Source organism: Streptomyces sp. NPDC050287 (assembly GCF_044459385.1).
Taxonomy (GTDB): domain Bacteria; phylum Actinomycetota; class Actinomycetes; order Streptomycetales; family Streptomycetaceae; genus Streptomyces.
Map to the genome: position 1 here is coordinate 104725 of NZ_JBITIY010000009.1, position 19248 is coordinate 123972.

At 71.4% G+C, this 19248-nt stretch carries 17 protein-coding genes and 1 pseudogene; 10 read left to right on the forward strand and 8 right to left on the reverse strand.

Annotated elements, in window-relative coordinates:
* Nucleotides 1–175 precede the first annotated feature (175 nt).
* Nucleotides 176–676 (reverse strand): DUF4190 domain-containing protein, encoded by a 501-nt coding sequence (locus ACIBK3_RS30190; RefSeq protein ID WP_399370581.1) that lies wholly within the window; start codon nucleotides 674–676, stop codon nucleotides 176–178.
* Nucleotides 677–757: 81 nt separating this feature from the next.
* On the reverse strand, nucleotides 758–1477 hold the full coding sequence (locus tag ACIBK3_RS30195) for a DUF4190 domain-containing protein (protein WP_399370582.1): 720 nt from the start codon (nucleotides 1475–1477) through the stop codon (nucleotides 758–760).
* Between the two features lie 192 nt (nucleotides 1478–1669).
* Here ACIBK3_RS30195 and ACIBK3_RS30200 point away from each other — a divergent pair, with 192 nt between their 5' ends.
* Both ACIBK3_RS30200 and ACIBK3_RS30205 read left to right on the forward strand, forming a co-directional pair.
* Nucleotides 1670–2731, forward strand: coding sequence for an adenosine deaminase (locus ACIBK3_RS30200; protein ID WP_399370584.1), 1062 nt, complete (start codon nucleotides 1670–1672; stop codon nucleotides 2729–2731).
* Between the two features lie 144 nt (nucleotides 2732–2875).
* Nucleotides 2876–3562 (forward strand): glycerophosphodiester phosphodiesterase, encoded by a 687-nt coding sequence (locus ACIBK3_RS30205; RefSeq protein WP_399370585.1) that lies wholly within the window; start codon nucleotides 2876–2878, stop codon nucleotides 3560–3562.
* A gap of 6 nt (nucleotides 3563–3568) precedes the next feature.
* Here the strand turns inward: ACIBK3_RS30205 and ACIBK3_RS30210 are convergent, their stop codons facing one another.
* Nucleotides 3569–5236: an RNA polymerase sigma factor gene (locus ACIBK3_RS30210; RefSeq protein ID WP_399370586.1), complete on the reverse strand. Its 1668-nt coding sequence runs from the start codon at nucleotides 5234–5236 to the stop codon at nucleotides 3569–3571.
* Between the two features lie 250 nt (nucleotides 5237–5486).
* Between ACIBK3_RS30210 and ACIBK3_RS30215 the strand changes: the two are divergent.
* Nucleotides 5487–5846 (forward strand): annotated as a pseudogene (locus tag ACIBK3_RS30215) (serine hydrolase); the annotation flags it as partial.
* 114 nt (nucleotides 5847–5960) lie between these two features.
* Here the strand turns inward: ACIBK3_RS30215 and ACIBK3_RS30220 are convergent.
* Nucleotides 5961–7409 (reverse strand): gamma-aminobutyraldehyde dehydrogenase, encoded by a 1449-nt coding sequence (locus ACIBK3_RS30220; RefSeq protein WP_399370588.1) that lies wholly within the window; start codon nucleotides 7407–7409, stop codon nucleotides 5961–5963.
* Nucleotides 7410–7588: 179 nt separating this feature from the next.
* On the opposite strand from ACIBK3_RS30220, the gene ACIBK3_RS30225 reads away from it, so the two are divergent.
* The 7 genes from ACIBK3_RS30225 (at nucleotide 7589) to ACIBK3_RS30255 (ending at nucleotide 14548) form a co-directional block, all read left to right on the forward strand.
* On the forward strand, nucleotides 7589–8152 hold the full coding sequence (locus ACIBK3_RS30225; RefSeq protein ID WP_399370589.1) for an Lrp/AsnC family transcriptional regulator: 564 nt from the start codon (nucleotides 7589–7591) through the stop codon (nucleotides 8150–8152).
* A complete protein-coding gene (locus ACIBK3_RS30230) occupies nucleotides 8137–9528 on the forward strand; it encodes an aspartate aminotransferase family protein (protein WP_399370590.1) in 1392 nt (463 codons plus the stop codon). The genes ACIBK3_RS30225 and ACIBK3_RS30230 overlap by 16 nt, the downstream gene beginning before the upstream one ends.
* 323 nt (nucleotides 9529–9851) lie before the next feature.
* Nucleotides 9852–10592 (forward strand): ABC transporter ATP-binding protein, encoded by a 741-nt coding sequence (locus tag ACIBK3_RS30235; protein ID WP_399370591.1) that lies wholly within the window; start codon nucleotides 9852–9854, stop codon nucleotides 10590–10592.
* Complete coding sequence (locus tag ACIBK3_RS30240; RefSeq protein WP_399370593.1) at nucleotides 10574–11992, forward strand: hypothetical protein; 1419 nt, start codon at nucleotides 10574–10576, stop codon at nucleotides 11990–11992. The genes ACIBK3_RS30235 and ACIBK3_RS30240 overlap by 19 nt, the downstream gene beginning before the upstream one ends.
* Nucleotides 11993–12098: 106 nt before the next feature.
* Nucleotides 12099–12515 carry a VOC family protein gene (locus ACIBK3_RS30245; RefSeq protein WP_399370594.1) on the forward strand — a complete coding sequence of 139 codons (417 nt, stop codon included), beginning with the start codon at nucleotides 12099–12101 and terminating at the stop codon, nucleotides 12513–12515.
* 36 nt (nucleotides 12516–12551) lie between these two features.
* Nucleotides 12552–13673, forward strand: a complete 1122-nt coding sequence (locus tag ACIBK3_RS30250) for an LOG family protein (RefSeq protein ID WP_399370595.1) — start codon at nucleotides 12552–12554, stop codon at nucleotides 13671–13673.
* 158 nt (nucleotides 13674–13831) lie between these two features.
* Nucleotides 13832–14548 (forward strand): LAETG motif-containing sortase-dependent surface protein, encoded by a 717-nt coding sequence (locus ACIBK3_RS30255; RefSeq protein ID WP_399370596.1) that lies wholly within the window; start codon nucleotides 13832–13834, stop codon nucleotides 14546–14548.
* Between the two features lie 60 nt (nucleotides 14549–14608).
* Here the strand turns inward: ACIBK3_RS30255 and ACIBK3_RS30260 are convergent, their stop codons facing one another.
* From ACIBK3_RS30260 to ACIBK3_RS30275, 4 genes are read right to left on the reverse strand one after another with little or no spacing between them, the layout of a single operon-like run.
* Complete coding sequence (locus tag ACIBK3_RS30260) at nucleotides 14609–15403, reverse strand: maleylpyruvate isomerase family mycothiol-dependent enzyme (RefSeq protein WP_399370597.1); 795 nt, start codon at nucleotides 15401–15403, stop codon at nucleotides 14609–14611.
* 25 nt (nucleotides 15404–15428) lie between these two features.
* Nucleotides 15429–16451 (reverse strand): ABC transporter ATP-binding protein, encoded by a 1023-nt coding sequence (locus ACIBK3_RS30265; RefSeq protein ID WP_399370598.1) that lies wholly within the window; start codon nucleotides 16449–16451, stop codon nucleotides 15429–15431.
* The gene (locus tag ACIBK3_RS30270; protein WP_399370599.1) at nucleotides 16452–18131 is read right to left on the reverse strand and encodes an ABC transporter permease; all 1680 of its coding nucleotides are present in this window, start codon (nucleotides 18129–18131) and stop codon (nucleotides 16452–16454) included.
* Nucleotides 18107–19186, reverse strand: coding sequence for a thiamine ABC transporter substrate binding subunit (locus ACIBK3_RS30275; protein WP_399370600.1), 1080 nt, complete (start codon nucleotides 19184–19186; stop codon nucleotides 18107–18109). Before ACIBK3_RS30275 ends, ACIBK3_RS30270 begins: the two co-directional genes overlap by 25 nt.
* Between the last annotated feature and the right edge of the window lie 62 nt (nucleotides 19187–19248).

The following is a 19248-nucleotide window of genomic DNA, read 5'->3' on the forward strand; positions in this document are numbered from 1 at the left end:
CCCGGGGGGGGGGGGTTTTGCTCGCCGGGGGGGGGGGGGGGGGGGGGGGGGGGGGGGGGGGGGGGGGGGGGGGGGGGGGGCCGCCCCCCCCCCCCCCCCCCCCGACTCCACCGCGGAATCTCGCGGACTCAGCCTGACTCAGCGAACTCCGGCCGGCTCGCGGACTCCGGCTGACTCAGGCGACGCTCATGAAGCTCGCGAAGGCCAGGAGCCCCAGCAGCGGCAGGATCACCGTGGCGACGATCCCGCAGACGAGCCCGGCGGTCGCCGCGCCCTTGTTCGTGGCCTCGCCGCGGCCCGCCCGGCCCCGGCCGATCGCACCGAAGATGATCGCCAGGATCCCGAGGATGACCCCGAAGAACCACAGGACGAACGTCAGGCTGAACACGACGCCGATGATGCCCAGCACCAGTCCGGTCGTGCCCATGCCGTTGCTCGGCTGCGCCGCCATTCCGTAGCCGGGCGTCTGCGGGTAGGCGCCCACCGCGGGGGCGACCGGGTAGGACGGCGCAGGGCTCCCGTAGGGCTGGGCCGGGTTCGGATAGCCGTACCCCGGAGCGGACTCGGCCGGCGGATAGGCGTAGCCGGCCGGTGGCTGTGACGGCGGCTGTGACGGCTGTGGTGGCTGCTGCGGCGGCGGCCCGAACCCACCGGATCCGGGATTGGCGTCAGACATGAACTGCTCTCCCCTCGTTGCCTGCCAGGGCATCGTAGTGGCCCAGGTCACCCCCGGGGATGCCGTTCGGCCGGGCTGGATTCAGTGCTGCGACGCCGCGGACACCGAGACCGTGTGGAGGGCGCCGTAGGAGGAGCCGGAGTCCCAGTCGTCGTCCGAGTTGATCGCGGCCGTGATCCCGATGGCGATCAGGACGATGACCGCGACGCCGAGGACGATGCCGACGATGCCCGTGATCAGGCCTGCCTGCGCCTGGCCGTGGTTGTCGGCCTCGCCACGCTCGACGCGCTTCTTGCCCTTGATGCCGAAGATCACGGCGAGGATGCCCAGCACGATCGAGACGACACCGTAGAGGCAGAACAGACAGCAGGCCAGGATGCCCAGGACCATCGCGGCGGTGCCCATGCCGTTCTGCGGAGGCGCCTGCATACCGGGCCAGCCGTAGCCGGCGGGATAGGACGGGTAGCCGTATCCGCCGGGGGCCGTGGGGTCGGGGGGTGCGAAGGGCGGAGGCGGCACGGCGCCGGGGCCGGGAGCGTCCGCGCCCGGGAAGGGGGTGGCGCCGGGGGGCGGGTAGCCGGGCGAACCGTGGCCGGGGGCGGCGAACCCGTCGGCGGGCATCGAGGTGACCGTGGCCTGGTCGTGCACGGACGGCGGCTGCGAGGCGGGAGGCTGCCCGGTGCCGGGAGCCTGACCCGGGCCGGGGGCCCGGTCCTTGTCCAGGGACGGCCTGCTCTCCGGTGGCGCCCAGGGGTCGCGGCCGCCCCCGGCCTCCCCGCTCGGCGGCGTTGCGTCCGTCATGTCATGTCCCCCCAAGGTCGATCGTCCCGCCATGCTACGGCCTGAGGAACCGCACGCCAGAGCCGGTCCCAGGTCGGCCGCCGAGGGGGCCCGCGCATCCACGGCCTACGATGTCAGCGCACTCGATCAGCCGATCACCCGCGCCGCACCGCACTCCACCCGGTGCCCGGCGCCCTGCCCGGGGAGGCCCCCATGACCGACCACCTCGTCGACGCCCGTGCCCCACGCGAACTGCACGCTTTCATCGCGGCGCTGCCCAAGGCCGAACTGCATGTGCACCACGTGGGCTCCGCCTCCCCGCGCATCGTCTCGACCCTGGCCGCCCGGCACCCCGACTCCAAGGTGCCCACGGACCCCGAGGCCCTGGCCGACTACTTCACCTTCACGGACTTCGCCCACTTCATCGACGTGTACCTGTCCGTCGTCGACCTGATCCGCACGCCGGAGGACGTACGGCTGCTGACGTACGAGGTGGCCCGGGATCTGGCCCGGCAGCAGGTGCGGTACGCCGAGCTGACCATCACGCCGTTCTCCTCCACCCGCCGGGGCATCGACGAGCTCGCCTTCATGGAGGCGATCGAGGACGCCCGCAAGGCGGCGGAGGCCGAGCTCGGCACGATCCTGCGCTGGTGCTTCGACATTCCGGGCGAGGCCGGGCTGGAGGCCGCCGAGGAAACGGTACGGCTGGCCACCGACGAGCGGCTGCGTCCGGAGGGGCTGGTGTCGTTCGGACTCGGCGGGCCCGAGATCGGCGTCCCCCGGCCGCAGTTCAAGCCCCACTTCGACCGGGCGATCGCCGCGGGTCTGCGCTCCGTCCCGCACGCCGGCGAAACCACCGGACCCGAGACGGTGTGGGACGCGCTCACCCACCTGCGGGCCGAGCGCATCGGTCACGGCACCAGTTCGGCGCGGGACGAGAAGCTCCTGGCCCACCTCGCCGAGCACCGGATCCCGCTGGAGGTGTGCCCGACCTCCAACATCGCCACGCGTGCGGTGCGCACCCTCGACGAGCACCCGCTCAGGGAGTTCGTGAAGGCCGGGGTGCCGGTCACGATCAACTCCGACGACCCGCCGATGTTCGGCACCGATCTCAACAACGAGTACGCGGTCGCCGCCCGGCTGCTGGACCTCGACGAGCACGGCGTGGCCGAACTGGCGAAGACCGCGGTCGACTCCTCGTTCCTCGACGAGGCCGGCAAGGCCCGGATCAAGGACGAGATCGACACGTACACCGCGCGGTGGCTCGCCCCCTGAGGCCACGTACACCGCGCGCCGGCTCGCCCATGACGCCACGTACACCGCGTCGCGGCTCCCCGCCCTGACGACACGCGCACCGCTCAGTGGCTCGACCCTGAGCCCGGGGCCGCCGGGCCCGCCGGGGCCGACCACAATGGGCGCATGCAGAAGCTGACCGCCGTGGCCCACCGCGGCGACCCCTACCGCGTCCGTGAGAACACCGTCGACTCCCTGCGTTCCGCGCTCCGGCGGGGCGCGGACGCGGTCGAGGTCGACGTACGGCTCACCCGGGACGGTGTGCCCGTCCTGCTGCACGACGACACGCTGAAGCGGCTGTGGGAGCGCGACCGCCCGCTGCTGTCGCTGTCGGCGGACGAGGTGCGCGCTCTCACGGACGGCCAGGTGCCGACGCTGGCACAGGCGCTGACCGCGACCGACGGCAGCCGCGTGATGCTCGACCTGCCGGGCACACCGGACGTACGGGCGGCCCGCCGGGTCGTGGACGTGGTGCGCGAGTGCGGGGCCGAGGAGCGCGTGTACTACTGCGCGGGCGCCCGGGCCATGCTCGCCGTACGCGCCGCCGCCCCGGCCGCCGAGATCGCGCTGACCTGGACCACCCTGGCCCCGCCACGTCCCGCGCTGCTGGCCGCGGTCCGTCCTCGCTGGCTCAACTACCGCTTCGGCCTGGTCGACCACGACCTCGCCGAACGCGTCCACACCGACGGCTACCTCCTCTCCGTCTGGACCCCCGACACCCGCCGCTCGATGCGCCGCCTCATCGACATGGGCGTCGACTCGATCACGACCAACCGCATCGACGCGCTGCGCGCCCTCCGCGACGGCAGCTGACGCCCGCTACACGCGGGACAGTTGAGGCACCGTCGCCGGATCTGCCGGGTTGGCGCGGGTGGCGTACTGCGGGACGGGGGTGTCGTCCCGGCCGGTGTCGCGGACGAGGCCGTAGCGCCGGGCGCCCTGGGCCGGGCCGGTGGTGACATCCCGTCGCACCGCGTCCCAGGTGGTCGGGAAGACGCTCACGCCGTAGTCGGCGCCCCGCTCGTTCACGGTGAGGGTGACGCTGCCGTCGACGTAGAAGTACTCGTTCTGCCACATCTGCTGGGCGCCGGCCGGCAGGACGGTGTAGCCGGTGGCCGCGTCGCCCATGCCGGTGGCGGAGGGGTCGGTGGTGCTGACGGGGTCGTCCATGCGGCGGCCGCCGCCGGAGGCGACGTGGAAGAGCTTGCCCTTCAGTCCGGTCCAGGCCGGCATGACCAGGCCGCCCGCCCGGTACTGGGGTGAGATCTGCCAGCGGACCAGGACGTACCCCCGGCCGCTGAGCGTCACGCTGTCCCCGCGGTGGTTCATGGTGGCGTGCGCACCGCCGGTGCTGGTGATGCCGGACTCCGGCCGGTGCGGGAGGGGGGCGGGCTCGGCGTTGGGATCGGGTGCCCGGTCGGCGGCGTCGACGACCGTGCCGTACAGGTCGGTCTTCGTCGTCGGGGTGGGCGACGGGGAGGACGGTGAGGGCGAGGCGGGCCGGGAGGCCGGCGGGGGTGGTGGGGCGGTGCCGGCGGGCGGGCCGGGGGTGGTGACGGCCGCGTGCGGAGGCGGGGCGTCCGGGGTGTGCGTCACGACGTAGGCACCGCCCGCGGCGACGGTCGCCCCGGCGGTCAGGGCGACCGCCGGCTTGGTGAGCGCGCCGAGCACCTTGGCGGACCAGCCGACGGAGGTGGAGGCGGCCGTGGCGGCCACGGCCGTCTTGCCGCCGAGCGCCAGCGACAGCGTGAAACCGACCGGGACCGGGACGAGCGCGATCCCGACGAGCAGCCGCTCCGCCGGTACGACCGACTCGCGGGGGTCGCCGCAGTAGCCGCAGCCCCGGATGTGCCGGGCCAGCCGTTTGCGCCAGACGGAGTCGGGGCGGCCGTTCCAGCGGCCGGTCAGTTCGCGCAGCTCCGGGCAGGCCCCGTCGAGGGCGCGGACGATCCCGCGCGAGGACTCCAGCCGTTCCTTCATCCGCTGGACGCGCACGGCGGCGTGCTGCCGGCTGACGCCGACGGCCGCGGCGAGCTCGCGCCGGGTGAGTTCGCCGGCGACCTCCAGCCACCACAGGGACAGCAGATGCCGGTCCTCGTCGTCGAGCCAGCGGACCGCCTCCGCGACTTCGCGCCGCTGGCCCTCCAACTGGAGCCGCAGCACAGTCAGTTCCGCGAAGTCGGTGGCCTGGGCCGCCGACTCGTCGAGCGTCTGGGTGGACCTGCGGCGGGCCCGGTCCCGGATCTGCCGCATGGCGATCGCGACCAGCCAGGACCGGAAGCTGTCCGGGTCCCGCAGGGAGCCCAGGTTACCGACGGCCCGCAGCATGGTCTCCTGCACGACGTCGTCGACGTCGGCATGGCCGTTCAGAGCGCGGCCCACGATGTTGTAGACCAGCGGCAGCCAGCCCGCGACCAGCTCGTCCAGCGCCTGCCGGTCGCCGGCCTGCGCTGCCGCGATGGTGGAGCTCCAGTGCCGCGTGTCCACGTCGTCCTTTCCTGCACATCAGTGCTGCACGCACCCTCTCAGGCGGGCCCGGGAGGTTGGCTATGCCGGGGATCACACGTGGAGACGGCGTGAAGGCGTCCGCGATAACAGTTTTTCGCTCCCGGGGGCGCCCCTAGGGGGCGATCCCTCACAACCCCCTTGTGTCTCAGGGCAGTTGGTCAGGGTTCAGCCACACCCGTGCAGCACTACCTGCCGGGCCTGCTGTCCCGCGCATTCAAGCCGATCACCGACCGACTGGAACCAGGCGGACCGGTGGGCGGCCGGCAACATGATCTCCACCACCGTCGACCTGGAACGTCTGGTGAACCGCCTCTTCCGCGGTGACCTGGTGCCCCGGCCGCAACTGAAGGAGATGTTCACCGTCCCGAGGGGCATCGAGGGCGCCGACATGAGCGCCGGACTGCAGCGCTTCCCGTTCGGGGGACGGGTCCACTGGCTCAAGTCGGGCGCGCGGTACGGCTACGGCACGGTGATCGCCGCGACCCGTGACCTGTCGCGCACGCTGGTCGTCTCCGTCGGTGCGACGGACGCGAAGGGCGAGAACATGAACCCGGTGACCGAGCGGATCGCACGGGCGGCACTGAAGTAGCGGGGCCGGCCGCTCAGCAGGACAGCGCGGCCCCGGACGGCACACCTCTCCGTCCGGGGCCGCGTCACGTCGTACGGACTACGACTACGACTACGACTGCAACTACGCCTGCGCCTACGCGTCCAGCGATGTCATCACGTGCTTGATCCGCGTGTAGTCGTCGAAGCCGTACCCCGACAGGTCCTTGCCGTAGCCGGACTTCTTGAAGCCGCCGTGCGGCATCTCGGCGACCAGCGGGATGTGGGTGTTGATCCACACGCAGCCGAAGTCGAGCTTCTTGGACATCCGCATCGCGCGGCCGTGGTCCTTGGTCCACACCGAGGAGGCGAGGGCGTACTCGACGCCGTTGGCCCACTCCACCGCCTGGTCCTCGTCGCGGAAGGACTGGACGGTGATGACCGGCCCGAAGACCTCCTTCTGGATGATCTCGTCGTCCTGCCTGACCCCGGAGACGATGGTCGGCGCGAAGAAGTACCCCTTGTCGCCGACGCGCTTGCCGCCGGTCTCCACGCGCGCGTGGGCGGGCAGGCGGTTGATGAAGCCCTCGACCTGCGCGAGCTGGTTGGGGTTGTTCAGCGGGCCGTACAGGACGTCCTCGTCGTCCGGCTGCCCGGTCTTGGTGTCCGCGGCGGCCTTGGCCAGCGCCGACACGAACTCGTCGTGGATGGCCTCGTGGACGAGGACCCGGCAGGCGGCCGTACAGTCCTGCCCGGCGTTGAAGAAGCCCGCCACCGAGATGTCCTCGACGGCCTTGGCGATGTCGGTGTCCTCGAACACGACGACCGGCGCCTTGCCGCCCAGCTCCAGGTGGACCCGCTTGACGTCCTTCGACGCGGACTCCGCTACCTGGATGCCGGCGCGCACCGACCCGGTGATGGACGCCATCGCCGGGATCGGGTGCTCGACCATCATGCGGCCGGTCTCACGGTCGCCGGTGATGACGTTGAAGACACCCTTGGGCAGGATCGAGCCGAGGATCTCGGCGATCAGGACCGTCGAGGCCGGGGTGGTGTCCGAGGGCTTCAGGACGACCGTGTTGCCCGCGGCGATCGCCGGGGCGAACTTCCACACCGCCATCATCATCGGGTAGTTCCACGGCGCGACCTGCGCGCAGACACCCACCGGCTCCCGGCGGACGATCGAGGTCAGCCCCTCCATGTACTCGCCGGCGCTGCGCCCCTCCAGCATGCGCGCCGCACCCGCGAAGAAGCGGATCTGGTCGATCATCGGCGGAATCTCTTCGTCACGGGTCAGCCCGACCGGCTTGCCCGTGTTCTCGACCTCGGCCGCGATGAGGTCCTCGGCGCGCTCCTCGAAGGCGTCGGCGATCTTGAGCAGGGCCTTCTGGCGCTCGGCGGGGGTCTTGTCGCGCCAGCCGGGGAAGGCCTCGGCCGCGGCCGCCATCGCGGCGTCCACGTCCGCCTGTCCGGACAGCGGCGCGGTGGCGTACGCCTCGCCCGTCGCGGGGTTGACGACCTCGGTGGTCCGTCCGTCGGCGGCGTCACGGAACTCACCGGCGATGTAATTCCGTAGTGTGCGCAGCCCACGCGGCTCGGTGCTCACTGCCGGCCTCCTGTCAGTGATGGAACTGTTGCGGGGTGTCCGATTGCTGAGACACCACCCTAATCCGCAGGCTCACGTTTTCAACACCCCCAATCGCGTCAAGACTGCGGAATCCGCAGATCTCGCTCTCGTAAACAACGAATTTCATCGATGGAGCCTTGCGAAAGTATCGAGACCTCGTGCACAGTGATGTCGTGGCCAGTCGAAGCGCAGACCCCAAGGACTCGCGGGAGAGTCGCGAGTCCCGTCGCGAGTCCCCTCGCGAAATCCCTCGCGAATCCAGGAACGGCAGCACCCCGCACCTGGATGCCGTCTCCCTCGCCATCATCGAGCAGCTCCAGGAGGACGGCCGCCGGCCCTACGCCGCCATCGGCAAGGCCGTCGGCCTCTCCGAGGCGGCCGTGCGCCAGCGCGTGCAGAAGCTGCTCGACCAGGGCGTGATGCAGATCGTCGCCGTCACGGACCCGCTCACCGTGGGTTTCCGCCGGCAGGCGATGGTCGGCGTCAACGTCGAGGGTGATGTGGAGTCCGTGGCCGACGCGCTGAGCGCCATGTCGGAGTGCGAGTACGTGGTGATGACCGCGGGCTCCTTCGACCTGATGGTGGAGATCGTCTGCGAGGACGACGACCACCTCCTGGACGTCATCAACAAGAACATCCGAGCCATCCCCGGAGTGCGCTCCACGGAGAGCTTCGTCTACCTCAAGCTCAAGAAGCAGACCTACATGTGGGGAACCCGATAATCGTGAGCACCGACAGCCCCCAGGACCTCAGCAGGACCGCGTACGACCACCTGTGGATGCACTTCACCCGCATGTCCTCGTACGAGAACGCCCCTGTCCCCACGATCGTCCGGGGTGAGGGCACCTACATCTACGACGACAAGGGCAAGCGCTACCTCGACGGTCTCGCGGGGCTGTTCGTGGTCCAGGCCGGCCACGGCCGCGTGGAGCTGGCCGAGGCCGCCTTCAAGCAGGCGCAGGAACTGGCGTTCTTCCCGGTGTGGTCCTACGCCCACCCGAAGGCCGTGGAGCTGGCGGAGCGGCTGGCGGGCCACGCGCCGGGCGACCTGAACAAGGTCTTCTTCACCACCGGCGGCGGCGAGGCCGTGGAGACGGCCTGGAAGCTCGCCAAGCAGTACTTCAAGCTGACCGGCAAGCCCACCAAGCACAAGGTCATCTCGCGCGCGGTCGCCTACCACGGCACCCCGCAGGGCGCCCTGTCCATCACCGGCCTGCCGGCCCTGAAGGCCCCCTTCGAGCCGCTGGTCCCGGGCGCGCACAAGGTCCCCAACACCAACATCTACCGGGCGCCGCTGTTCGCCGACGACCCGGTGGCCTTCGGCCGCTGGGCCGCAGACCAGATCGAGCAGCAGATCCTCATGGAGGGCCCGGACACCGTCGCCGCGGTCTTCCTGGAGCCGGTGCAGAACGCCGGCGGCTGCTTCCCGCCCCCGCCCGGTTACTTCCAGCGGGTCCGCGAGATCTGCGACAAGTACGACGTGCTGCTGGTGTCGGACGAGGTCATCTGCGCCTTCGGCCGCCTGGGCACGATGTTCGCCTGCGACAAGTTCGACTACGTCCCGGACATGATCACCTGCGCCAAGGGCATGACCTCGGGCTACTCCCCGATCGGCGCCTGCATCATCTCCGACCGCCTGGCCGAGCCGTTCTACACGGGCGACAACATGTTCCTGCACGGCTACACCTTCGGCGGCCACCCGGTCTCCGCCGCGGTCGGCCTCGCCAACCTCGACCTGTTCGAGCGCGAGAACCTCAACCAGCACGTGCTCGACAACGAGAGCGCCTTCCGCTCGACCCTGGAGAAGCTGCACGACCTGCCGATCGTCGGCGACGTGCGCGGCAACGGCTTCTTCTACGGCATCGAACTGGTGAAGGACAAGGCGACCAAGGAGTCCTTCGACGACGAGGAGACCGAGCGCGTTCTGTACGGCTTCCTCTCCAAGGCCCTGTACGACAACGGCCTGTACTGCCGTGCCGACGACCGCGGCGACCCGGTCGTCCAGCTCGCCCCGCCGCTGATCTCCGACCAGGGCACGTTCGACGAGATCGAGCAGATCCTGCGCGCGACACTGACGGAGGCGTGGACGAAGCTCTGATCTTCGTCCTGGAGGACGCTCCGATCCTCGTTCTGCATGATCAACACCGGCCCCGGTGCCGCCCGTTCGAGTGAGAAAGGGCGCCCCGGGGCCGTGTGCTGTCCGGCCATCCCACATGGGCTGCCTAGCGTGCCATTGACTCCTCCCCCTCGTCGGGCGACGGGGATTCCTGGCCGCCCGGGAGGCAGCACGTGCTTGGTTCTCGCGATGTGCTGTCCGCACTTCCCAGGAGGGGCCGAGACCGTGACCACGGGTCTCTGCGCTCGTTCCCCCGTCCGGGGGACACGGCACAGCATTTCCGATCAGAACCGAGGTGTACCCCCATGGTGGCCCCGCCCGACAACGACGTGCTCTGGGCACACTCCCTGCACTTCACCCACCGCGACGGCTCGCCCGGACTCGGCGGTGTCTCGCTCGGTGTCCGGGAGGGCGAGATCCTCGCCGTCAGCGGCCCGCGCGGCAGCGGCAAGACGACCCTCCTCGGGTGCCTGTCCGGCATGGTCGCGGCCCAGCGCGGCGAAGTCTGGTTCAACAGTGTGCCGGTCCACACCATGGGCCCGATGGCCCGCGAACGCCTGCGCCGCGACCGCTTCGGCTGGATCGACCCGGTCCCGGCCCTCGTACCCGAGCTGAACGTCTGGGAGAACACGGCCCTTCCCCTGATGCTGCGCGGCACCAGCCGCCGTCGCGCCAAGACCGCCGCGCTGGAGTGGCTGGAGCGCCTGGACATCGGTGACCGCGCCCACAAGCGTCCGAACGAACTGCGGCAGTCCGAACGCCAGCGCGTGTGCATCGCGCGGGCCCTCGCCCCGGCCCCCGCGGTCCTGTTCGCGGACGAGCCGACGGCCCCCCTGCACCGCACGGACCGCGCCCACGTCCTGCGGACGCTCACCACGGCGGCCCGCTCGCACGGCATCACGGTGGTGCTGGCCACCCACGACGCGGAGACGGCCGCCCTCGCCGACCGCACGGTCTCGCTGCTGGACGGGCGGCATGTGCACACCCTGCACCTGCCACCGGTCCCCGAGACGGAAGGCCGGGCCACGTGCTCGCTCTCCGTCTGACCCGCGGTGCCCAGCCGGCCGTCCAGTTCCGCCGCCTCCTGGTCACCGCGGCCTCGGCCGGCACGGGCTTCCTCCTGCTGTGCACCCTCGGCTACGCGATGACCCACCCGGACGATCCGGACGGCTCCCTCCTCCGCCTGGCGTGGTGCGCCACACCACTGGCCGCCACGGTGTACTTCGCGGTCGCCGTCGCCCGCACCGACCCGGCCGGCAAGCCCCGCCCCGGCCTTTCCGCCGTCGGCCTGGGTCCGACCCGCCTGATGGCCGTCTCGGCGACCATGACGGCACTGTCCTGCACCCTCGGTTCCCTGCTCGCGTTGCTGCTCTTCCTGCACCTGCGCGGCGACCTGACCGGCATGCCCTTCGACGGGGCGGCGGCGGAGTTCCTGGCGGCCGACTACTCGTTGCCGCTCCCGGCGGCCCTGACGCTGCTGGCCCTGGTCCCGGTGATCGCGTCGGTTGCGGTGGGGCTCGTGTCCCGGCCACGGCAGGACCGCCCGGCATCGGCACGGCCGGTGATCCGGTCGTTCGGCCGCTTCGGCGCGTACGGCACCTCCACGGCCAGGGAGACCTTCGGAGCGTACGGCCGCTTCGGCGCGCGCCTGCGGGCAACCGCACGGCGTCCGCAGGCCGCGGACGCGGTGGAAGCGGTGGGCGCCGTGGTGGGCGCCGGTGCCGCCGGGGCGGCTCCCGACGCGGACAGTGGCGCCCCCGCGCCCGACCAGCCGACCGCCGACCTGGATCCCGGCGTCCTTCCCGGCACCCTTCCCGACACGCTCCCACCGCTCCCCGCCGAAGCCCCCCGGGGCCTCCCCTGGGGCATCGCCGTACTCGCCGCGGGCCTGGCGGTGGAGGCATACGCCGGCCGCTCCGGAAGCAGCCCCGAGGCCCCCCTCCCTGGCGGATTCGCCGGAGCCTCCTCCGTTCTGGTCGGCTGGATCCTCACCGCCCTCGGCCTCGCCCTGGTCGGCCCCGGCCTCGCCCACCTGTGCGGACGACTCCTGCAGTCCGCCCGCCCCGGTGCCCTCCGTCTGCTGGCCGGCCGCGTCCTCATGACGGAGTCCGTCCGCGTCGGCCGACCGCTGGGCGTCGTCTGCGCGGTCGCGTCCGGGGCGTACGCCATGGCCGCGCTGTACGACACGACAGAGCCCTCCTTCGGCCCGCTGACCACCCTCGGCCTGCTGCTGGTCACCGGCTGCACCGTGGCGACCCTGTGCACCGCCGCCGTGGAGGCCAAGCAGGCTCGCGCCGAGATCACGGCCGCCCTGCTGCGGCTCGGCGCACCGGCCGCCATGCTGCGCGGCGCCGCCGCCCTGCGCGCCGGCGCGCTGCTGGCCCTGTTCGGCCCGCTCACCCTGCTCGTGGCAGAGCTGGCGGCCCTCCCGCTGGCGGCCCGCTGACACAGTCGTACGACATCCGTACGAAAAAAGTCTCCGTCGGGCGATGAGTTCCGCGGGGTGGCACCGTCTACCCCAGCGAACAGCACGGACCCGATGGGAGAGACCGATGACCTCGACGTACCAGCAGATGATCTTCATCAACCTGCCCGTGAACGACCTCGACGCCTCGAAGAAGTTCTTCACCGAGCTGGGCTACTCGATCAACCCGCAGTTCAGCGACGAGAACGCGGCCTCCGTGGTGATCAGCGACACCATCGTCGCCATGCTGCTGACCAAGCCGTTCTACGCGACCTTCACCAAGAAGGAGATCGCCGACGCCACGAAGACCAGCGAGGTCCTCGTCGCGCTGAGCGCCGAGAGCCGCGAGAAGGTCGACGAACTGGTGGAGAAGGCGCTCGCGGCGGGCGGTTCCCCGGCGGGCGAGACGCAGGACCACGGCTTCATGTACGGCCGTTCCTTCGACGACCCGGACGGCCACACCTGGGAGGTCATCTGGATGGACCCCACGGCTGTGGAGAGCTGAGCCCCGCCGTGTCCGGAAGCCTCCTAGCATGGGCGGGTGCAGACGATGCCCGCCCATGCGGCCCACCACAACGACCGTGAGATAGAGACGCTGGAGGAGTTCGACGCGACGGTCTCGGCGCGCGGGACCCTCGCCGGATTCCGTGTCCAGGGCGTCGACCTGACGGACCGTACCCGCGAACTGCTCTCCACGGACACGGCCACAGCGGTCTTCCTCGGCTGCCGGATGCGCGAGGACGCCGCCGCCAAGGTCCGCGTGGACGGCGCGCTGGTGTTCCCGCCCGTTCCCGATCTGCCCTTCGACCCGTACCGGGGCCTGGTCTACTCCCCGGACGAACTCTTCGAGAACCTCGCGGACGGCTACGAGGCCACACCCGACGCCCGCGCGTACGCCTGGTTCCAGCAGACCAAGGCCGACGGCGACATATTCGCCTCCATGCTGCGCGCCGTCCACGACGACGCCGTCTCCGACGCGCTCGACGAACTCGTGCGCGGTGCGCGGGTGGTGGGCGTGATGGGCGGTCACGCGATGGCTCGCGGGACGGAGGAGTACGCCGGCGCCGCGCGGCTCGGCCGGGAGCTGACCCGTGCCGGTTTCACGGTCGCCACCGGCGGCGGCCCGGGCGCGATGGAGGCCGCCAACCTCGGCGCGTACGCGGCGCCGTACGACGACGAGATGCTGACCGAGTCGCTCCGTGTCCTGGGCAAGGCGCCCCGGTTCACGCCCTCGGTCTCCGAGTGGGCGCGGGCCGCCTTCGAGGTGCGTGACCGCTGGCCGAAGGGCGGGCCCTCCGTCGGCATCCCGACCTGGTTCTACGGCCATGAGCCGCCGAACGCCTTCGCCGGGCACATCGCCAAGTACTTCGCCAACGCCACCCGTGAGGACGGCCTGCTGGCCCGCTCCACCGCGGGAGTGGTGTTCCTTCCGGGCGCCGCCGGGACCGTGCAGGAGATCTTCGACAACGCGACGCCGAACTACTACGAGTCGCGTGGCGAGCCGACACCCATGGTCCTGGTGAACCGGGCGCACTGGACGGAGCGGCTGCCCACGTGGCCCCTCTTGCGGGCGCTCGCCCGGGAACGGTCGATGGAGTCCCGTATCGCCCTCGTTGACCGGATCGAGGAGGTCCCCGAAGCCTTGAAACGTCTCGGTGGTTAATAAGCAGGCAAAGCGAACCACGGCAGGCGGCATATGCATTGACACTACTTATGCAGCGCTTATAGACCTGTGAGCCTGCTGGGGAGGCTGATGTGACTCTGACGTCACGTCACCACCCCTTCCACCCCCCGCATTTACGCTTCCCGTGAAGGACAAACGTGGCAGTCCTGTCCCTATCCCGTCGTACCGCCGTGCGTACGGCACGCATCCTCGGTGTCGCCTCCGCCTCGGCCGCCCTCGCGCTCGGTGCCGCGGGCAACGCGCTCGCCTGCAACATCAATGAGTTCTCCGCCGAAGCCAAGTGCGACGGCACCAAGGGCGTCATCATCGTCACCGACAAGGACGCCAGCGGTACCCCGGCGACCGTGACCGTCTACCTCGAGAACAACGGCTCCGACGCGAAGCAGGTCGGCTCGCAGGACATCATCGGTTCCCGGGCGGGCGAGACCATCACCTTCAGCGAGGACTGGTCGCCCAACGCCGAGTACCGTATCCGCGTCCAGGCCGGGAAGGACAAGGATCACCTGATCGTCGACAAGGACATCACGCCGAACCTGACCACCCCGTCCGAGGGCTGCTCCAAGGACGAGTCGACCCCGCCGGCCAGCCCGTCGCCGTCGCAGTCCGCCTCGACCCCGGCCGAGGAGTCCGACAGCCCGGCCCCGACGCCGACGCCTTCGCAGGCCGAGAGCACCGCCCCGGCGGGCGCGGCGAGCAATGCCCCGTCCCCCGCGGCCGGTGAGTCCAACCTGGCCGAGACCGGCGCGAACTCCAACACCGGCGTCATCGCCGGCGTGGCCATCGCCCTGGTCGCCGTCGGCGGCGGCGCGGTCTTCCTCGGCCTGCGCCGCCGTGGAACGAACAGCAGCCGCTGACACTCCGTCACGAACAGCTGTGGCCCGTCCCCGTTCCGGGGGCGGGCCGTCGCCGTGTCGTCAGAAGCTCGCCCGTTCCAGCCAGAACTCCAGCAGGGCCCGCTCGCCGAGTACCTCCACCTCCGGACTGTCCAGCGGCAGTCGGCGGTAGAAGGCGAGCAGCACGGCGGTGAGCGGTCCGCGCAGGGCGACGGTCGCCTTCTCGTGTCCGCGGCGCCAGGCGACGGCGTCGTCGGTGAGCTCGACCATCCACTCGGCGTTCAGCTCCGGCGGAGTGTCGGTGGCGTGCAGATGGATGCTGCGGCCCGGGCCGCGCAGTTCCCTGACCCCGTCCTGCGGCTGGGTCCGCTGGACGAACTCCACGATCTGCAGCCATTCGTCGATCGCGTCGGCGGCCACGTCCGGGGCGACCTCATAGGGCAGCCCGGCGGCGAGGGTGGCGTCGGCGCGGTGGATCGTGACCTCGTGGGCCATCCGGCGGGCCCAGAACCCCGAGGTGTGGATCCCGGCCCACGCCCACACCTTCGTGTCCGGCCCGGCCTCGCGCAGCGTGCGGACGATCATCTCGCCGGTCTCCGCGAGCCAGGCGTCCAGCGCGACGGCGTCGCCGGTGACCTCCGGTCCGTCGCCCAGCGGCAGCTGGTCCTCGGGGATGTCCGCGTCGGCGCGCGTCCGCACCAGCAGCTCCACCCAGCGCAGGGCACCCCCCGTGTGCCGTACGAGCTGTTCCAGCGACCAGTCCGGGCAGGTCGGCACGGTCACCGACAGATCGGCCCCGGAGGTCACCACGGCCCTCAGCAGGCCGACCTGGTGGGCGATCTCGTCGCAGTAGCGTTCATGGGTGAGCAGCGTCATGCCGCGAACCCTAGGCGGACCGCCCTCAGCCGAGCACCACGATTTCCGCCGCGTCGAACTCCACCCCGACCGTGTCCCCGACCTCCGGCGCCTCCCGCAGCGCGCACGCCGCCTCCAGCCGGGGCGCGTCCTCCTCGGGCTGCAGACGGACGGCGACATGCGTGCCCTTGAACGTCCGCGCGGCCACCGCGCACCGCAGCCCCGCGTCCGCGCCCACCAGCCGTACACCCGCCGGCCGCACCAGCAGGCAGCGCACGCCCTGCGCGGACCCCGCGGGGACCGGCAGCTTGCCCCACGGGGTGTCGGCGGCCTCCCCGGCGACCGTGCCCCGCACGACGTTCTCGAAGCCGAGGAACCGCGCCACGAACTCGTCCGCGGGACGCTGCCACACCTCAAGTGGCGTACCGGACTGGGCGATCCGCCCGTCCCGCATCACGACGACCCGGTCGGCGAGCGCGAACGCCTCCCCTTGGTCGTGCGTCACCGCGAGCACGGTCGTCCCCAACCGCCCGAACAGCTCCCGCAGTTCGACGACCAGCCGCTCCCGCAGCGACCGGTCCAGCTGCCCGAGCGGCTCGTCCAGCATCAGCAGCCGCGGCCGGGGTGCCAGAGCCCGGGCCAGCGCCACCCGCTGCTGCTCCCCTCCGGACAGCGAGGCGACGGCCCGCCGTCCGGCCCCGGGCAGCCCGACCAGCTCCAGCAACTCCCGTACCCGCTCGTCCTGTCGCCCCTTCGACGCGCCGTGCATCCGCAGCCCGAACGCCACGTTCTGGCCCACGTCCCGCTGCGGGAACAGCTGATGGTCCTGGAACATCAGCCCCACCCCCCGCTTGTGCGCGGGCACCCCCGCCTGGTCGCGCCCGTCGAGCACCACCCGCCCGCCGTCCAGGGGCTGCAGCCCGGCCACCGCCCGGAGCAGCGTCGACTTGCCGCTGCCGCTGGGCCCCAGCACGCACACGATCCCGTGCTCGGCGACATCGAGGCCGACCCCGTCCAGCACGGCCCGCTCACCGAACCGTACGGTCGCGTCCTCAAGGCTCAGCAGCATCTAGAACTCCCCGGTCCGGTCGGTGCGCAGCCGCTCCAGGACCAGCAGGGCCGCCGCGCACACGATCATCAGAATCGTCGAAAGGGCCATCGCCTGCCCGTAGTTGAGTTCACCGGCCCGCCCGAGCAGTCGCGCCACGGCGACCGGCAGCGTCGGGTTGTCCGGCCGCGCGATGAACACCGTGGCGCCGAACTCCCCCAGCGACACGGCGAACGCGAACCCCGCCGCGACCAGCAGCGCCCGCCGCACCATCGGCAGATCCACCTCGCGCCACACCCGCCACGGCGACGCCCCGAGCACGGCCGCCGCCTCCCGCAGCCGTACGTCCACCGCCCGCAGCACGGGCAGCATGGTCCGTACGACGAAGGGCACGCCGACCAGTGCCTGCGCGAGCGGCACCAGGATCCACGAGGCCCGCAGATCCAGCGGCGGCTCGTCCAGCGCGATCAGGAACCCGAACCCGACGGTCACCGCGGACACCCCGAGCGGCAGCATCAGCAGCGCGTCGAATCCCCGTACGAACCGGCCCGCGTCACGCCGCGTCAACGCGGCGGCGGCCAGTCCGCCGATCACCACGGCGATGGCGGTCGCGGCGACGGCGTACCGCAGCGAATTGCCGATCGCCTCGATCGGCGGGACCAGGAAGATCCCGCCGTCCTCGCTGGTCAGCGCCCGGTAGTAGCCGAAGTCGGGCACGTCTAGGGACCGCTGCACCAGCACGGCGAGCGGCAGCAGGAGCAGGACGGCGATCGAGGCGAGGACCCCCGCCAGCAGCGCCCACTGCCCGGTCCCGCGCGGCCGGCGCGCGGTCACGGAGGCGTCCACCAGCCGCAGGGCGGTCTCCCGGCGCCGTACGGTCCACGCGTGCAGGGCGAGGACCGCGCCGACCGCGACGAACTGGACGATCGTCAGCACGGCGGCCGTGGACAGGTCGAAGATCTCGGAGGTCTGCCGGTAGATCTCCACTTCGAGGGTCGAGAAGGTCGGCCCGCCGAGGATCTGCACCACACCGAAGGAGGTGAAGGTGAACAGGAAGACCATCAGCGCGGCGGCGGCGACGGCGGGCGCCAGAGCGGGCAGCGTGACCTGCCGCCAGGCCGCGAGCCTGGACGCGCCGAGCATCCGCGCGGCCTCCTCCTGCCGCGGATCGAGCTGCGACCACAGCCCGCCCACGGTCCGTACGACCACCGCGTAGTTGAAGAAGACGTGCGCGAGCAGGATCGCCCACACCGTGGTGTCCAGCCGTACGCCCCACAGCTCGTCCAGCAGCCCGCCGCGCCCCACCAGCGCCAGGAACGCCGTCCCGACGACGACCGTCGGCAGCACGAACGGGACCGTCACCACGGCCCGCAGGACCTGCTTGCCGGGGAAGTCGAAACGGGCGAAGACGTACGCGCCCGGCAGCGCGACCAGCAGGGTGAGCGCGGTGGAGGCGCACGCCTGCCAGGTGGTGAACCACAGGACGTGCCGGATGTCGGACTGCGCCACGACATCCGCGATGCGGCCCAACTGCCAGCGCCCGTCGACCTTGAGGCCGCGCGCGACGATCGCGGCGACCGGATAGGCGAAGAAGACCGCGAAGAACGCGACGGGCACGGCGACGAGGCCGAGCCGCGCCGCCGCGCTCTTCCTGCTCTTGCGGCCCTGGCGCGGGGCTACTTCAGTACCAGCGAGGTCCACGACTTGACCCACTGGTCACGGTGGTCGGCGATCCGGTCCGGGGCCATGGTCTCGGGGTTCTTGGCCTGCGGCCCGAACTTCACGAACTCCTCCGGCACCTGGGCGCCCTCCCGCACCGGGTAGACGAACATGTTCAGCGGCATGTCCTCCTGGAACTCCTTGGTGAGCAGGAAGTCGAGGAACGCCTTGCCGCCCTTGGTGTTCTTCGCGTTGCTCAGCAGGCCCGCGTACTCGGTCTGGCGGAAGCAGGTGCCGGTGGCGACGCCGGTGGGCGCCGTCTTCGGCTTCGGGTCGGCGTAGATCACCTCGGCGGGCGGCGAGGAGGCGTAGGACACGACCAGCGGCCGGTCGGCCTTGGCCTTCTTCCCGCCGGCGGACCCGGAGAACTCCTCGTTGTAGGCCTGCTCCCAGCCGTCGACGACCTTGACGCCGTTGGCCTTGAGCTTCTTCCAGTAGCCCTGCCAGCCGTCGTCGCCGTACTTGGCGGCAGTCCCGAGCAGGAACCCGAGGCCCGGCGAGGAGGTGGAGGCGTTCTCGGTGACGAGGAGGTTCTGGTACGCCGGCTTGACCAGGTCGTCGAACGAGGTGGGCGGGGTCAGCTTGTGCTTGCTGAAGTACGCCTTGTCGTAGTTGACGCAGATGTCGCCGGTGTCGATGGGCGTGACCCGGTGCTTGTCCTGGTCGACCCGGTACCGGGACTCGACCTGTCCGGAGCCCTTGGCCTCATACGACTGGAAGAGCCCGTTGTCGAGGGCCCGGGACAGCAGGGTGTTGTCGACGCCGAAGAAGGCGTCGCCCTGCGGGTTGTCCTTCGTGAGGATGGCCTTGTTGACGGCCTGCCCTGCGTCGCCGTCCTTGAGGACCCTGACCTTGTACCCGGACTGCTTCTCGAAGTCCGCGAGGACGTTCTTCGACACGGCCCACGAGTCGTGACTGACGAGGGTGACGGTCTTGGAGTCGCCGCCGGTCCCGCCGTCGGACGATCCGCACGCGGACAGGCCGACCAGACCCAGCCCGACGACCACGGCCGCGAACCGCCTGCTGGTGATGCTCACTGAATTCCTCCTGGGTGACCAGGAAGAGACGCGGCCCCGCCCGGGACCGCCGGAGGATTCCA

Bases quoted from the DNA above. Each gene is read 5' to 3' on its own strand.
- ACIBK3_RS30190 (WP_399370581.1), bottom strand. From the start codon at position 676: ATGTCTGACGCCAATCCCGGATCCGGTGGGTTCGGGCCGCCGCCGCAG.
- ACIBK3_RS30195 (WP_399370582.1), bottom strand. From the start codon at position 1,477: ATGACGGACGCAACGCCGCCGAGCGGGGAGGCCGGGGGCGGCCGCGAC.
- ACIBK3_RS30200 (WP_399370584.1), top strand. From the start codon at position 1,670: ATGACCGACCACCTCGTCGACGCCCGTGCCCCACGCGAACTGCACGCT.
- ACIBK3_RS30205 (WP_399370585.1), top strand. From the start codon at position 2,876: ATGCAGAAGCTGACCGCCGTGGCCCACCGCGGCGACCCCTACCGCGTC.
- ACIBK3_RS30235 (WP_399370591.1), top strand. From the start codon at position 9,852: ATGGTGGCCCCGCCCGACAACGACGTGCTCTGGGCACACTCCCTGCAC.
- ACIBK3_RS30245 (WP_399370594.1), top strand. From the start codon at position 12,099: ATGACCTCGACGTACCAGCAGATGATCTTCATCAACCTGCCCGTGAAC.
- ACIBK3_RS30260 (WP_399370597.1), bottom strand. From the start codon at position 15,403: ATGACGCTGCTCACCCATGAACGCTACTGCGACGAGATCGCCCACCAG.
- ACIBK3_RS30265 (WP_399370598.1), bottom strand. From the start codon at position 16,451: ATGCTGCTGAGCCTTGAGGACGCGACCGTACGGTTCGGTGAGCGGGCC.